Genomic DNA, 15,118 nt, shown 5'->3' on the forward strand with positions numbered 1-15,118 from the left:
GCTGGAAATATGAAATAAATAAAATCTCATATTTCCAGCTTTTATTAGTTTTATATTATTTTTTCAAATTTATATTTTATGTAATTTCTAAAATCATTAGGAATTTTTCTAGCTAAAATCCTATGCCTGAATTCTGATTTCGATAATTTATTAGGTTTTATCTTATTCCTAACTTTTTTTTCATATTTAATTTCATTAATTATATTTTTTATGGCCAATCCCTTTTGCATGGTTATGCCCCCTATATAAAACATTTTATAAAAAATAAACTTATTTTAATTATAAAACATTTTTCCTTGACAAATAAGCAGTTTACATAAAATTTACATAGTATAATTGCTTTATATTATAAAAATAGTTGCTAAATAAAAAACAAAAATATTATTTAAAAAGCCTTGTATTTACTACTAATATATATTTGTGTTATAATAATGGGCATATTAATGAATAGGAGTAGTTGTCAATGAAACTTGTAGTGACAATTGTAGGAAAAGATCGTGTTGGCATAATAGCTATGGTTAGCAATATTCTTGCGGAGAATAATGTCAATATATTAAACATCAATCAAAATATCATGGAAGGCTTCTTCAATATGGTTATGATTGTAGAAATGACTGACAGCAAAATAAAATTACAGGAATTGCAAAAAATCTTAAAAGAAAAAGGCACTGAAATAAATCTTGATATAAAAGTACAACATCAGGATATTTTCAACGTCATGCATAATATCTAAATTTGGAGGAAATACATTGATTAGTATCAACGATATAATGGAAACAAATCGCATGATCACAGAAAATAAACTTGATGTAAGAACTATTACCATGGGTATTAGTTTACGTGATTGTGCACATCCCAACATAAAACAGTTCTGCAGTAATATTTATGATAAAATAACTAAGTCAGCAGAATTTCTGGTTAAAACAGGCGAAGATATTGAGGGAGAATATGGAATTCCTATTATTCATAAACGTGTCTCTGTCACTCCTATTGCTATAGCTGCTGAAGCTTGTAAGACAGATACATATGTACCCGTAGCTGAAGCGTTGGACAAGGCTGCCCATGAGGTTGGTATTAATTTTATTGGTGGTTTTTCTGCTTTGGTTGAAAAGGGTTATACTACCGGTGATAGAATATTAATAAAATCTATTCCTCAAGCACTTGCAACTACTGATATTGTATGTTCATCTATAAATTTAGGCTCAACTAAGGCAGGTATAAATATGGATTGTGTCCGTGAAATGGGTGAGGTAATCAAAAGGACTGCTGAACTTACCCGTGACCATGGGGCAATCGGCTGTGCAAAACTTGTTGTCTTTTCTAATGCCCCAGGTGATAATCCATTTATGGCAGGAGCTTTCCATGGCGTCAGTGAAGCAGAAAAAGTAGTAAGCGTTGGCGTCAGTGGCCCGGGAGTTGTAAAACATGCATTGGAAGATATAAAAAGTGCTGATTTTAGTGAAGTTGCTGAAACTATTAAGAAAACTGCTTATAAAATAACTCGTGTTGGTCAATTGGTTGCCAGAGAAGCTTCTAAGCGTCTTGGTGTTCCCTTCGGTATTATTGACTTATCATTAGCACCTACACCAGCAGTAGGAGACAGCGTTGCTCATATTATAGAAGAAATGGGATTGGAAAGCTGTGGTGCTCCTGGTACAACTGCTGCCCTGGCCCTGCTAAATGATGCTGTAAAAAAGGGTGGCTTAATGGCATCATCTCATGTAGGTGGACTAAGTGGTGCTTTCATTCCTGTCAGCGAAGATGCGGGTATGATAAATGCAGTTGAAAGAGGCAGCTTATCCTTAGAAAAACTAGAAGCAATGACTTGTGTATGCTCAGTTGGCCTTGATATGATTGCTGTTGAAGGTGATGTATCTGCATCCACTATATCTGGAATTATTGCTGATGAAGCAGCTATCGGTATGATAAATAATAAAACTACTGCTGTACGAATAATTCCTGTTCCTGGTAAAAAAATTGGAGATTCTGTTAATTTTGGCGGATTATTAGGACATTGCCCTATAGTCCCTGTGAAAAACAAATATAGTTCCGAAGCTTTTATTGCCCGTGGCGGAAGAATCCCAGCCCCAATAAGAAGCTTGACAAATTAATTTTTTTATAGTATACTTTTTTCGTTGCTAATATAGTGACGTTATGCGCCAATAGCTCAGTTGGATAGAGCAACGGCCTTCTAAGCCGTGTGTCGCAGGTTCGAATCCTGCTTGGCGCACCACTAATAACAATAGTTCTAGCCGCTGGTGCAGGAAAAACCGTGTATAAATGGTGCATTTGTGGTGCAGATAGAATTTCAATATATGACTGATTGCTGATGAACCGTTGGAGATAATCCAACGGTTTTATTTTATAGGTTAATCCATATTAGGAGTTGATTTAAGATGGAGCATATATATGCTATATTAGATATTATAGTGAAATATTTACCCATTATTCTATGTTTTATTGGTTTTTATAAATTTCACGAACAATATAAATTTAATAGTAAATTAGAAGAACAAAAAACAAATTTAGCTAAAAATCTTGAACACTATAAACAGGAACTTGCTTCATTAACAGAAACAGTGAAATATCAACATCAAAAACAATTAACGGATTTTAGTTTATTTGCAACCAAAAAACATGAAAAATGTATAGTGTTATATGAACGTTTATGTGAAGCTATTGCTAAAATTCATCATCGGAAAAATATAGAAGTGAATTTACCTTCAAATGAAGAGATACAGAAAGAAAATATTGAAGTTATTAATGCATTTAATGAGGCACAGAAGGCTTTTAGAGAAGCAGGATTATATTTAGATGAAAATTTATCTACTGAGATAGAGGATTATTTTGACAAGCTTAAATTTATTGTTTCTTTCTATAGCAACGGACAGAATGTCGATAAAAAAGATCTTGCTCTGTTAGTAGCAGAGTTTGACATTATAATAATCAAATTAAGAGAAAATTTATTAAATTGATTAGTGTTTTTGTAATATATTAGGAGAATATGACTATGGGATGTATAGATGATGAATATTTATTAGAAAAAATAAAAAATAATCAACCAAAAGATTTAACAGATGAAAATGATGAATTAGGTACACATGATAAAGGTGATTTAATAAAAGATTTTTTAAATATAATAGTAAAACACGATCCGCTTGATATGAAAATAATTGCATTATATGGAGAATGGGGCAGTGGGAAAACGTCCTTATTGAAATATATAAAAAAACAATTAGATGATGATACATTTAAAACAGTATTTTTTGATACATGGCAAATGGAAAATGACGATAATTTGCCTATGACATTATTTGAAACTATATTTGATAAAAATAAGTCTACATGTGAAAAAATAAAAAAAGAAACATGGGAATCGGCTAAAGCTATAATGAGTGGTCTTGTTGATGCTACAACAATAAATGTTCCACATGTAGGTCGTATTTCGCTAGAAAAGGTTAGAATGAGTGTAAATGACTATCTTGAAAAAGGCAGTTTTGCTGATAAAATAGATGATTTTAAAATTAAGTACCGTGAATTGGAAAGTGATATTTTAAAAGAAAACGAGTATTTAGTTGTATTTATAGATGATTTAGATAGATGCGAACCGGAAAATATATTGAACCTGTTATCTGCAATAAAATTATTTTTTGCATTAGGAAAACGTACTATTTTTGTTTGTGCTGTTGATAAAACAGCAGTAAATAAAGCACTGCAATGTAAATATAATGATGTGATAAAATCAGAAGAATATCTTGAAAAACTATTTGATATATCATTTGACATGCCGATAGTTGAACTTGATAAAATGATTGATTCGTTTATAGGATTTGATACAGATATAAAAGAAATAAAGAATTTTATTTATGCAATGCACTTTACGAATCCAAGGCATGTAAAAAAAATTTTTAATAAATATTTATTACTTGAATATTATAGAGGTTTAAATATAGGAAAACCTTTATTGATTCCTAATCAAAATCTTCTTTTTTTTAAATTACTAACATTATTTATAATTATATTATATGAATTTGAAAAAGAGACTTTTATTACATTAAAACAATATGATGAAAAATTAGATTATTGGAAAAAAAATACAGAAGGATTTAATAATATACAAGGATTAAAGGCATTAAAAGATAAGGGTAATGGTACTATCAAAGATATATATATGTTATCGCCTGTTATTAGAAGTAGAGCAGAAAATGGTATTAAACAAACTGGACGTAAAACGAGTGATTTATTTGTTTCTATATTAACAACGCTATTTGCACCTAAAATTGATGGTTATATAGATATTCTTATGCCTGACTATCATCGTCAATTTATGACTTGTACAGTAAATGGCAAAATTTCGTATGCTGCATATTTTTGTAATTATTTAAATAATAATCAAGCAGTTTTTAGAAATAGTGAAATAACTAATTTAAAAACAATTAAGTATACAACTGTGAAACAGTCACTAATGGATTGTTCTTATAGATTATGGGATATATTTGCAATGGCAGAATTGTATTTATAATATTAATTGGTTTGTTAATATAGAGAGTGTAAAAGCCGGTACTTTACAGTGCCGACTTTTATTATTGCAAATATTTTACCAAGTATATTCCATTTTTACTATTGCTCGATCATCATCAAAGTTGTAATCTATTCCCGCCCCAAGGTATTTACCATCCTTTATAATGGTCTCATAAATTAAGACATTTTCTGAACACGTTTATAATGAACCTGATATACTGTAGATAACACTCGAAAGAAGGTTCATTTATGTCTCGGAAAAGAAGAAATTTCACAGCAAAATTCAAATCGGATCTTGTTCTTGAACTGCTCAAGGGTGAGAAAGATCTCAACTCGGTAGCTACCGAAAATAGCATACAGCCAAATCTTTTGCGAAACTGGAAAAAGGAATTTCTTGATAAAGCCTCTGTTGTATTCGATGATTCCCGTGAGGAGAATATCAGAGAAAAGCTTGATGAGGAACGCAAAGAGAAAGAAGAATATGCGAAAAAGGTTGGCCAGCTCACCATGCAGGTGGACTGGTTGAAAAAAAAATCTACAGAACTCCTTGGACCTGACTACGAAAGTAAATTTAGTCCGAAACCTTTTGACGACTAAGGAACTTCCAGCTCAAAAAGGCGCTGAATTACTTGAAGTAAATCGTACTAGCATTTATTACAAAGGAACGCCAGTTTCAGAAGAAGAGCTTGCATGTAAGGCCATTATAGACCGTATTCATACGGATAATCCCGCTTGGGGCGCACGTCAAATATCATCTCAACTTAAAAACCTCGGTTATTTAGTAGGGCGCAGGAAAGCACGCCGATATATGACGGAAATGGGAATTGACGCGATATATCCGAAGATGAATCTTTCAAAGCGCATGCAGCAGGCAAAGGTATGTCCTTACTTAATGCGTAATGCCGTAATATCTCGGCCAAATCAAGCCTGGTCAATAGACATCACCTATATTCCCATCAAGCGAGGATTCCTTTATTTGACTGCTGTCATCGATTGGTATAGCCGATGTATTGTTGGCTGGAAAGTAGATGATACATTGGATACAAGAATGGTCATTCATGCACTTGGAAAAGCTTTTAGAGTTGCCAAGCCACTAATTTTAAATTCAGATCAGGGGTGTCAATTCACCAGCAATGAATATATTGAATTTCTCAAGGGGAATAATATCCGTCAAAGCATGGATGGGAAGAGACGATGGGCTGACAATATTATGATTGAACGTTGGTTTCGAAGTTTCAAGTATGAAGAAGCTTATCTGACCCAATATGCCAACCTAAAAGAGGCGCGTCAAGCAATTAAGAAGTATATCTATACCTACAATTTTAAACGGCATCATTCAGCAATTGATTATCAGGTGCCAGCTACGCTGTACTATCCAGCAATGCTGATAGACTATGCCACGGCTTAAGGTTCATTATAAAATCTTTAGATTTCTGTCTTGACAAGTGAGCCATTATACTTGGTTATTTTCTTGGCTACAGATGCGCCAATTTGTTTAGGCTCCCAATCTTTTAATGAGTTAGGAGCATATGATACAGTGTGCAATACTTTTTTATAGGCAAAGACATTATACTGATTGAGATTAACAGCTTCGTTTGGATCCGCGTTGCTGAAATTATATTCTTGATCAGGATTGTCTTTGTCTGTAACAATTGCAAAGTCAGCGCCGGATTTTTCTTGCTGTTCTTTTACAACTGTAGGGACTTCTTTCACAACCGTCTGAATAACTTTTTCAGGCGGTTTATTTTTTAATTCAGCAATCTGTTTAGCTGATTCGGTAATCTGTTCTTGTTGCATTTTTATTTGAGCATTTTTAGCGGCTAATTCTATTCCTGCTGGCGTTTCTGCCTGCGATTGTGATTCGATTGTTATGGTTTGTGCCTTATGGGTTGTCTTGTACAGAAAAAAGCCTATAAGAAGAATTATGAGGATAATCACGATATAGATTATATCTTTTTTGTATTTTGTTAGCCATTCAAGTATTTCAAACATTTTATTCTTCCTTAGATAAAAGCCCGGCCGTAAAGCTGGGCATATAATTATGCAGTAAGTCTGAATATGATGTAATAAAGAGTGTTTTGATATTAATAAAGTAAATTTTTTTAAATAACAAACTTATGTTAAATGAAATAATAATTCAGATGATTAAATAGTGATAAAAAGGATTAAATATGATATTGATTGATATTTACAAAAAATTAGATTCTACAATTATTTCAAAGAAGTTGGGGGTAGGAATTTGTAATCTTGATTCAGATGGGATTGAAGAAGTGCTAGAGATGTTTGAAGAAGAGATCATTATAAATAAATATAAAATAGATGGTTTAAAAAATAAAAAAAATGATATTGAAAAAAATGATGGTTGGAATGATTTAGACAGTATGATAAAAAAATTTCATTGGGGGGAATTTGGAAAATACAATAAACAAATAATAGCAGAGCATTTAGTAGAAATTGATGTATTAAATTTTAATAATTCAATGTTGAAATTGAAAAACTCATATATGGGTAGTCCTACATGTGAAATACAATATGCAAAAAAATTTATTATTTTATGTCAGATTCTATCTTCTAGTACTTTTTTATCGAATGTAATGAGAAAAAAATATATGCCTGATATAATATATGATTCTAGGGAATATAATTGTAGAAGACAAATACTGAGTAAGTTAAAATGGTACATGTTAAAGGGCTCGTTTTCTATAAATCAGTATAATGATAGTAGTATAAAAACATTAAAGCAAATGGGGAAAATGATTGATGAATTTTTGGTATCAACCCAAAAGTTTTGGTTATTTGATTACATAACAAATGTTATTTCAGACTTAGAACAGTGGAGCGCATATCATATTTTCAAAGTAATGTCATTAATAGAAATGCTTATAATAAAATCGAATAATAAGGGAAAAACACATGGAGAACTAGAAAGAAAATTGCCCTTTTTTTTACCGCATACAATAGAGAGAACTAAAAAAAATTATTTTACTGAAATTATGAGAAGGTTGAGAAACAAGATAGCGCATGGTGATTATAAAGCAGTTACTATATTATTAAAACAATATAAAGAAGAATTTATGCAGGAAGTTTGGTATGATGAATTTGAATACAGTATAGAAAATTGGATATACGGAAATATTTGTGCGAATTTAGATGAAACTTTAAGTAATATATTATACTTTATGGTTTCAAATCGAGTTGAATGGGAAAAATTTCGTAATAATGTTTGAAAATATTAAAGAGAAAGAAATAAATTGTATTTTAAATATAACATATATAAGTTAGGGAGAAGATACATGGAAAGTATATATGAGTTCACAAATTCTGATAAATCTAATGTTGTAGAAAAATTTAAAGATTTATTTTCTGGTTGTCATATAAATTTTTTGCTCGGAGCAGGATTTTCTCATAGTGTACTTGGTATGCTTGGGAATTATGAGTATATTTTAGAGGGAATTAGAAGTTATGTAGCAGCTGGCGATGAAAATAAGAACAAGTATAAGATTTTAAAGGCATATATGTTTTGGGCATTTTTTCAAGAATGTGTATATCCAATAACTAAAAAGATATTATCTAAAAAAGATATTAATGAGTTCGTTATATTTGCAAATAATATACATACAATTTTATCTGAAAAAGGTAATCCTGTACTTAATAGACAGTGTAATATATTTACAACCAATTATGATCCCATTAATGAAATTGCTTTTGATTATTCTTTATGTATTTGCAATGATGGTTTTGAAGGTAGAATAAATCCACTATTTTCTACGGATAATTTTTCTAAAATATACTTTCGAGAGGCATTGTTTTCAAATAGGAAAGCAGAAATTCCCTCGGTAAATTTAATGAAAATTCATGGATCTGTCACGTGGAAAAGAAATAGTGCAAATGAATCTGTAGAATATCAGGATTATAAAAATGGACTTAATAAATTTGAAGAAAAGTATAATGCGTTATTTGATGATATAATTGTGCAAAAATTAAAGACATTGTTCAGTGGTGTTACTGCAGATAATGCAGTAAATAAAGTGGATTCTATAATAGCGGGATCTGTTTTATTACCTATGGTAAATGATGTGAGTAGGTATGTAGACATGCTTGATGATTATGCAAATAATATTTTAATTGTAAATCCAACAAAAGAAAAATTTAGTAGCACTTTGTTGAATAAGAACTATTATGAATTACTTAGAATGTATACAAATGAGCTAGAAAAAGAAAATAGTTTACTCGTTACGTTTGGATTTTCTTTTAAGGATGAACATATCCTTGATTTAACAAAAAGATCTTTGGTTAATCCTTCATTAAAATTAATTATATTTTGCTATGAGAAGCAGCAAATTTCTGAATACCAAAAACTCTTTGGTGAATTAAAAAATAATAATATTTCTTATGTATATATAAAAGATAATCAGTTGACAATAAAGAAATTTAATGAAATTTTGAGTAGTATACACTCATAGAGGTAAAAATATGTTGAACGATTTTTATAAGATTGGAAAGGTTATAAAAGTAAGCGGGCAAAGAATTTTGATACGTGTATTTGAAAATAGAAATAGCCATATCTTGGTGTACCAAGGACAAATTATTAAAAATGTCTCAGTAGGGGGCTTTATAAAAATTCCCAAAGGATATAATAATATTATAGGTAAAATAGAAGCAATCTGGTAATATGTCAAGCCCATAAAAATAAAATATTGTAAGCAATTCAGTAAAAAAGAGTGCATTCAACAAACCTTTTTGAATTTTTTCAAAAAGAGGTTAATTGAGATATTAAATTTGGTCTACTCTGGAAGAAGAGTAGAGTTGATTTTTGGCCAGCAATCCAAAAATCAACCGAACAAATTTACGGGCTGTGAGTACGAGTGCGCGTTTATGTTGATGAAGTTTTACTTCATCGAATTTCTTTTGGTAATATACAGCAAATTCATTGCAATGCTTTTTTATATGACTAACTGCTTCAATAAGGTAGTATATTAAATATGCATTACCTGCCTTAGAAAGAGTTGTATCATCGGCTTTAAATTGTCCAGACTGGTTTTCTCGCCAGACAAGACCTGCATATTTGGCAAGGGCATCTTGAGATTTAAAGGCATCAATACAGCCAATTTCAGCAAGGATACCTGCAGACATAACGGGACCAATTCCCGGAATAGATAAAAGAGATTGGTAGGCATTGGGATTAAGCCCTTTAAGAGTTTTTTCAATTGCAGCATTTACAGCTTTCATTTCTTTAGTGTAGGTAGTAATAAGATTGAAAGAAGAAGCAATGGCAATTGTTAAAGGTTCATATAAACATTTATCCAGCCGATAAGAATTACGGGCAGCTTGTTTTAAAAGTTTAGCTGTATTTTCTGGATTAGAAAAACGATTATGTCCTTTTTCACATACATAACTTATAAGTGCATCTATCGGCATGTTAATAATCTCTTCAGTAGAGAGAAAATCGGTAAGCACCGAAGTTGCCGTTGCACCAAAGTTATCAGAAAAGGGCTGTTGTTCTTCTTCAAGCATAGAAAATTCACTAAATTTGAGGAAAATGTTAGAAAGCATATAAGTTTTTTCTCTAGTAAGAGCTTTTGCTAAATGAAGGCGATGACGTGTTAAACGTTGAAGGGCAAGAAATTGACTGCCACGCCATGGCTTAATAGTAATTCTGCCAACACGAGCAAAATCAGCAATGACAAAAGCATCAATATAATCATTTTTGCCAAGGTCAATAAAAGATTTCTTGTAATTGGCAATCATTTTAGGATTTACACAATAAACGGCTGTATTAAAAGGCATCAAAAGCTGGCAAGATGACAGATAGTTAGCAATATGAATGCCATAGAAAGATGTAGATTCTAAGGCTATTATAATGCTAGATAGTTCATGATGAGAACTGAGAAATTCAGCAAGCTTTTGGGCCAAAATAGCGGCGCCGGGATAATTATTAGAAACAGCAAAAGAAAGTAAAGGTTTTTTAGATTCAAATTCTAATAAAACAACAACATTCTCACGGGAACTAATATCAATCCCAACAAACAAAGTAGAAAGAAGATCCGCCTTCTTCATAAAAATCACCACCTTTCCGGCTAAAAATGGATAGGTAGAAAAGGAATATCCTGATCTTAAACGCTGACCGCACCCTCGCAAATTAGCATTCACCTGTGAGAGCTGAAATTTGCTGGTAAACTCTCGCCCAGGGATGAAACATCTGTGTAAGCGGTATTTGACGAATAAGGCAGGCGTCAAGCTTTTTAAGCAGTCACCTAAGTGCTGAAGGAGAAAAAAGACGTAACCTTTGCTACAAATCACTAAAATTATTGTAGCATCAGGATAACCTTTATAACATAAAATAAAAAAATAAGCTTTGTAAACTGGCGGATATCTGCTTACAAAACTTATTATACGAGGAGAAATTGTAATGAAAAAAAATAAGGAACGAAAAATAAATACTAAACCGTCTAAAAATTCAATTCAGGAATTAGAACAAACACGAGATGGAGGACAGATTGCTTTGCGTGGTTTTTCATTTCAATCACTATATACATGTTATTTATTAATATCTAATATTGATGCTAAGATACAATTTAAACTTGAAGGAATTGAAGATATTGATAAAATAGAGCAAAATAAAATTGTACATATTCAACTTAAATATTCAAAGGATAAACAAGATGCAAGTTTTTTACGTGATGTATTAAAAAATTATCTTGAAGCATATTTAATTGATAATACAAGGATGTTCCAATTAGTTTATGATTTTCCAGTTGCAAAAGGCCATTTTAGTAACTTAATAAATAATGATTTATATAAAAATAAAAAATCAAAAGAGTATTGGGAAAAAATTATTAATGAAATAAAAGAAGCAAATCCTAACTGGAATTGGGAAAAATATATATTTGAAAAATTCATGGAGAGCTTATTATTTAAAAATATAAAAAAAGAAGAATTATCTGAACTAATAATAAAAGAAATCATTCAACGTTATGAAATTACAACAGACAATATTATACTTTTTGTTAATGCAATTGAAGCGTTTGTGTGGCATTCAATGGAGAAAAGGAAAAATATTTGTAAGAATGAAATAGACAAACTTATTTGTAATGTTAAAGATGATGTTGCAAAAGGAATTCGAAATCCAGCACATAAGTGGATCAAGCGATTGATGTTTAAGACATCGGAAGAAGATGATAATTCTCATTCAGGATATTATGAAGGTAAAAAGCCTACTATACAAGATATAACATCAGAAATACCAGTTAAACGTCTAGAATTGGAAAAAAAAGTAGTAGATTCAATTATGAATAATACAATAACTGTTATAAAGGCATCTAGTGGTCAAGGAAAGACAACATTAGGTTTACAAACCGCATGTACATTAAAAAATGAATATGTTGTATATAAAATGGAATGGTGCAATGAGGCAAAGGAACTCGATCATATTATTCAATATTTTAAGTCAAGAATAATTGTAGGTGAAAAATTATTAATTTTTATTGATGATTTAAATGGATATGTAAAAGAATGGTCTTTGCTAGCACAAAGATTGCAAGAAGAAGCTATCTATCATTATAAGATATTAATTACTTCAAGAGAAAATGATTGGTATGATTATGCAGGAGATCTAAGTAAAATACATTCTTTGAATGTTATAAACATAAACTTATGTGAAAATGAAGCCAAAGAAATATACGAAAATTTAAAAGAAGCAAATAAATTACATCCATCAATTATAGATTGGAAAAATTCCTGGTACAAGGTATCAGAACGGCAACTATTGATAGAATATGTATATTTATTGACGCACGGAATTATGATATCGGAACGAATAAAAGAGCAGATAAAAGCAGTAAGTATTACTAATACAGGAAAAGTTAAGTGTGATATACTTAGAAAAATAGCATTAGCGGATGTTTGTGGAATAAGTTTATCGTTGGATAAAATATACATAGAAGCAGAAAAGTTAACAGATAGAGATGTTGGCGAAATATTGAAAAGTATGGAAAATGAATTCCTTATTAGAATTAATCAAGAAGGAGCACAACTTGAAGGACTACATCCCGTTAGATCTCAGCATATGCTAGAAATATTGCATGAATATGCTGGGATTGAGAAAACAGCACTGAAAGTAGCTTTGCTGGCAAATGAAGAATATATTCCTATATTATATTCATATTTACCAAAATATATTAATAATAAATTGGGCTTTTATTCAGATGTTTTAATGAAAAAATTTGATTGGAATAATTTTTCGTATTATATATCTATGTTACAAGGTGTGTTTTCATATAGTGTAATGGAATATTATAATGAAAATAAAAAAAATTTTGATGATATTAATGAACATGGTGGATTAGGATTAATTATTTATGAAGTGAATCCATTTGCAAAATTTGATGAGTTTGATATTAAGGTACAAACGTTGGATGAGTTATTAAAGCTAGAACCAAATAATAAGAAGTTACAATATCTATGCACTGTGAGAGATTCTATGAAGAAAGCAGAATTAAAAAACAGCGACATTTATTTATTAAGTAATGCAATGTTTGGAGAATTAAACAATAAAAGGTTGCCTCAAACTATAGAGGATATAGATAACTATGTACAAATTTTATATTGGTTAATAAATATTTCATCTGAATTTGATTTAACATCAAAAATTGATTTAGATGTAATTTGGGCTCATAGTGCAAGTTATTCTCTAGAATCATTAGCATTGCTAATGTATACATGCTTTTGTGGAAATAAAAGTAAATATATTGATTATGTGGATAAAAATATAGTAAAAATAATACAATATTTAAAAAGAAAAACAAATTCGTTAGAAATAAGTTATCAGGATAAAAAAAATATTTATATAAAATATTTTTTAGAAATAAACGATATAAATAAGGCAAATGAAAAAAGTGTATCAAGAATAGAAGTTATTTGTAAAATACTGCCAATTTTTGAAGTATATAATACAGATGCATATAGGCCTAAATTAGATATATACTCATTTTTATATGATATGCCAGATGATGCTCATAAAGAAATGCCTATTAGAAATGTTATTCTTCCTTTTCATAAAGAATTTGCAAAATTGTGGAATAAAACACTTTTAAGCAATTATGAATTTGATTCGATAAATGATTGGCAAGAATTTTGGTTAAATATCAGGATGGATATAGTATTATGTTTAGAAAAGATTCGAGATTTAATATATACAGTATTAAGAGGAAAAACTTCAAAAAGTCTTAAACAACAATGTTTTAATAAAGCATTAGAACTTCAAAAAAAATTATCACAACAAAATAGAATGCCAAAACAGGATAGGCCATTTAAGGATAGAGCCGAATATAGTGAAGAATATGAAAAAATTCAGAACAAATATTTTCCCTCATTCAAGGCATTTGTAAATCAAGTTATGGAGCTAATTAATAATAATCAAAAGATATCGCAATTGTGTCAGATTAACATTCTATCAATGAATCAGGAATTGCCAATTATTCAAGATTTTTTTGAGAGAGTGATAGATAAGGGACAAGCTGAAAATCATAAAAGACTATGTGAGACTGAAAAAAAAATTATTGCTACTATGATGGATGTATGTGAATATTCTATAGAACATGAACCAAATCAATATTTTAGTAAATATCAGATAAAACCCTGGTGCAAAGAAAAATACAAAGAGAATAAAACAAGATTTATTAAGGCATGCATAGAGTTAAGAGAATCAAATCCAAATATTGAAGTAATAGATTGTAAATATGGATTTTATAAAGATATTTTTTTTAACTATCCAATTTTATGCAAAAATTTAGATTTCTCAAATGTAGAGCAACTTATGAAATTTTTATGTGGGTGTATAGGGTTCATAGATACAAAAATGGACTTTTTGATTGTTGGCATTATAGATTCAGAAAATATAGTTCAGCCAAATGGATTTAGGATATCAAAAGTTTTTTTGAAATCATTAAAAGAAGTAATTAATTCTAATAATGATAGCTTGCTTGAAAAAACAAGTTTTCCAATTCCAATACAATTATCAAAAGAAATTTTAGCAGCGTTTAATAATAATTATATAATTGTAAATAATAAACAACAAGACTATTCAGCTATGATAAATATTTTAGAATTTCTCTGGGAATATTCTAAAGTTGCAATTAAATTAGATAATGAATCGGATAAAGAATATAGGGAATTTTTATTAGGACAATATAAAGAAAATATTCAACAAAGACTTTTACAATATAGGGATAGTGTTCCAGACGAGGTTTATCATGCAATCTGCAAATGTTGTGATGATGTGTATAATGGTGAAATATTTGATGATACTAAGATTAATAAAATGATTGCACAATTATTAAAATATACTTCAAAATAAAAAAGCTAAATAAGGTATGAAATAGTTTATTTGTTTGTGGTAAACCAATATGTAAACCAATAATAAAAATAATTATTTGGATTTAATAAAAAATTTGGGATAAAATGTACATTTTATAAATATAATTAACATGTATAAGATATTATATTTATAGTTGATCTATATCCGAAAAACTTCTAAGCCGTGTGTCGCAGGTTCGACTCCTGCTTGGCGCACCATAGTAAAATCAAGGCTTCCAGCGTT

At 29.9% G+C, this 15,118-nt stretch carries 13 protein-coding genes and 1 tRNA gene; 11 read left to right on the forward strand and 3 right to left on the reverse strand.

Annotated features, from left to right (window positions below; genetic code table 11):
* Nucleotides 1-50: 50 nt before the first annotated feature.
* Nucleotides 51-230 carry a hypothetical protein gene (locus I6760_RS00715; RefSeq protein ID WP_196592621.1) on the reverse strand — a complete coding sequence of 60 codons (180 nt, stop codon included), beginning with the start codon at nucleotides 228-230 and terminating at the stop codon, nucleotides 51-53.
* Between the two features lie 233 nt (nucleotides 231-463).
* On the opposite strand from I6760_RS00715, the gene I6760_RS00720 reads away from it, so the two are divergent.
* The 7 genes from I6760_RS00720 (at nucleotide 464) to I6760_RS00750 (ending at nucleotide 5,929) form a co-directional block, all read left to right on the forward strand.
* Complete coding sequence (locus tag I6760_RS00720; protein WP_196592622.1) at nucleotides 464-733, forward strand: ACT domain-containing protein; 270 nt, start codon at nucleotides 464-466, stop codon at nucleotides 731-733.
* A 16-nt stretch (nucleotides 734-749) separates the two neighbouring features.
* Nucleotides 750-2,111 carry a PFL family protein gene (locus I6760_RS00725; protein ID WP_196592623.1) on the forward strand — a complete coding sequence of 454 codons (1,362 nt, stop codon included), beginning with the start codon at nucleotides 750-752 and terminating at the stop codon, nucleotides 2,109-2,111.
* Nucleotides 2,112-2,156: 45 nt separating this feature from the next.
* Nucleotides 2,157-2,233 (forward strand) — tRNA-Arg (locus tag I6760_RS00730).
* A 163-nt stretch (nucleotides 2,234-2,396) separates the two neighbouring features.
* Nucleotides 2,397-2,975: a hypothetical protein gene (locus tag I6760_RS00735; RefSeq protein WP_196592624.1), complete on the forward strand. Its 579-nt coding sequence runs from the start codon at nucleotides 2,397-2,399 to the stop codon at nucleotides 2,973-2,975.
* A 35-nt stretch (nucleotides 2,976-3,010) separates the two neighbouring features.
* Nucleotides 3,011-4,522 (forward strand): KAP family P-loop NTPase fold protein, encoded by a 1,512-nt coding sequence (locus tag I6760_RS00740; RefSeq protein WP_196592625.1) that lies wholly within the window; start codon nucleotides 3,011-3,013, stop codon nucleotides 4,520-4,522.
* A gap of 248 nt (nucleotides 4,523-4,770) precedes the next feature.
* A complete protein-coding gene (locus tag I6760_RS00745) occupies nucleotides 4,771-5,118 on the forward strand; it encodes a transposase (RefSeq protein WP_196592626.1) in 348 nt (115 codons plus the stop codon).
* Nucleotides 5,108-5,929: an IS3 family transposase gene (locus tag I6760_RS00750; protein ID WP_196592627.1), complete on the forward strand. Its 822-nt coding sequence runs from the start codon at nucleotides 5,108-5,110 to the stop codon at nucleotides 5,927-5,929. The genes I6760_RS00745 and I6760_RS00750 overlap by 11 nt, the downstream gene beginning before the upstream one ends.
* A 17-nt stretch (nucleotides 5,930-5,946) precedes the next feature.
* On the opposite strand, the gene I6760_RS00755 is transcribed toward I6760_RS00750, so the two are convergent.
* On the reverse strand, nucleotides 5,947-6,513 hold the full coding sequence (locus I6760_RS00755) for a hypothetical protein (RefSeq protein WP_196592628.1): 567 nt from the start codon (nucleotides 6,511-6,513) through the stop codon (nucleotides 5,947-5,949).
* A 179-nt stretch (nucleotides 6,514-6,692) separates the two neighbouring features.
* Here I6760_RS00755 and I6760_RS00760 point away from each other — a divergent pair, with 179 nt between their 5' ends.
* The 3 genes from I6760_RS00760 (at nucleotide 6,693) to I6760_RS00770 (ending at nucleotide 9,192) form a co-directional block, all read left to right on the forward strand.
* On the forward strand, nucleotides 6,693-7,748 hold the full coding sequence (locus I6760_RS00760) for a hypothetical protein (RefSeq protein WP_196592629.1): 1,056 nt from the start codon (nucleotides 6,693-6,695) through the stop codon (nucleotides 7,746-7,748).
* A gap of 66 nt (nucleotides 7,749-7,814) precedes the next feature.
* The gene (locus I6760_RS00765; RefSeq protein WP_196592630.1) at nucleotides 7,815-8,984 is read left to right on the forward strand and encodes an SIR2 family protein; all 1,170 of its coding nucleotides are present in this window, start codon (nucleotides 7,815-7,817) and stop codon (nucleotides 8,982-8,984) included.
* A 10-nt stretch (nucleotides 8,985-8,994) separates the two neighbouring features.
* Complete coding sequence (locus tag I6760_RS00770) at nucleotides 8,995-9,192, forward strand: hypothetical protein (RefSeq protein ID WP_196592631.1); 198 nt, start codon at nucleotides 8,995-8,997, stop codon at nucleotides 9,190-9,192.
* A gap of 102 nt (nucleotides 9,193-9,294) precedes the next feature.
* On the opposite strand, the gene I6760_RS00775 is transcribed toward I6760_RS00770, so the two are convergent.
* The gene (locus I6760_RS00775) at nucleotides 9,295-10,578 is read right to left on the reverse strand and encodes an IS110 family RNA-guided transposase (protein WP_231036021.1); all 1,284 of its coding nucleotides are present in this window, start codon (nucleotides 10,576-10,578) and stop codon (nucleotides 9,295-9,297) included.
* Nucleotides 10,579-10,930: 352 nt separating this feature from the next.
* On the opposite strand from I6760_RS00775, the gene I6760_RS00780 reads away from it, so the two are divergent.
* Entirely contained in the window at nucleotides 10,931-14,875 is a 3,945-nt protein-coding gene (locus I6760_RS00780) for a P-loop NTPase (protein ID WP_196592632.1), read from the forward strand.
* The last annotated feature ends 243 nt before the right edge of the window (nucleotides 14,876-15,118 follow it).

It is taken from the genome of Pectinatus sottacetonis (assembly GCF_015732155.1).
GTDB lineage: Bacteria > Bacillota > Negativicutes > Selenomonadales > Selenomonadaceae > Pectinatus > Pectinatus sottacetonis.

Excerpts from the sequence above, each read along its gene's own strand:
- I6760_RS00735 (WP_196592624.1), top strand. The coding sequence starts at position 2,397 with ATGGAGCATATATATGCTATATTAGATATTATAGTGAAATATTTACCC.
- I6760_RS00780 (WP_196592632.1), top strand. The coding sequence starts at position 10,931 with ATGAAAAAAAATAAGGAACGAAAAATAAATACTAAACCGTCTAAAAAT.
- I6760_RS00760 (WP_196592629.1), top strand. The coding sequence starts at position 6,693 with ATGATATTGATTGATATTTACAAAAAATTAGATTCTACAATTATTTCA.
- I6760_RS00740 (WP_196592625.1), top strand. The coding sequence starts at position 3,011 with ATGGGATGTATAGATGATGAATATTTATTAGAAAAAATAAAAAATAAT.
- I6760_RS00720 (WP_196592622.1), top strand. The coding sequence starts at position 464 with ATGAAACTTGTAGTGACAATTGTAGGAAAAGATCGTGTTGGCATAATA.
- I6760_RS00765 (WP_196592630.1), top strand. The coding sequence starts at position 7,815 with ATGGAAAGTATATATGAGTTCACAAATTCTGATAAATCTAATGTTGTA.
- I6760_RS00755 (WP_196592628.1), bottom strand. The coding sequence starts at position 6,513 with ATGTTTGAAATACTTGAATGGCTAACAAAATACAAAAAAGATATAATC.
- I6760_RS00745 (WP_196592626.1), top strand. The coding sequence starts at position 4,771 with ATGTCTCGGAAAAGAAGAAATTTCACAGCAAAATTCAAATCGGATCTT.
- I6760_RS00775 (WP_231036021.1), bottom strand. The coding sequence starts at position 10,578 with ATGAAGAAGGCGGATCTTCTTTCTACTTTGTTTGTTGGGATTGATATT.
- I6760_RS00715 (WP_196592621.1), bottom strand. The coding sequence starts at position 230 with ATGCAAAAGGGATTGGCCATAAAAAATATAATTAATGAAATTAAATAT.
- I6760_RS00770 (WP_196592631.1), top strand. The coding sequence starts at position 8,995 with ATGTTGAACGATTTTTATAAGATTGGAAAGGTTATAAAAGTAAGCGGG.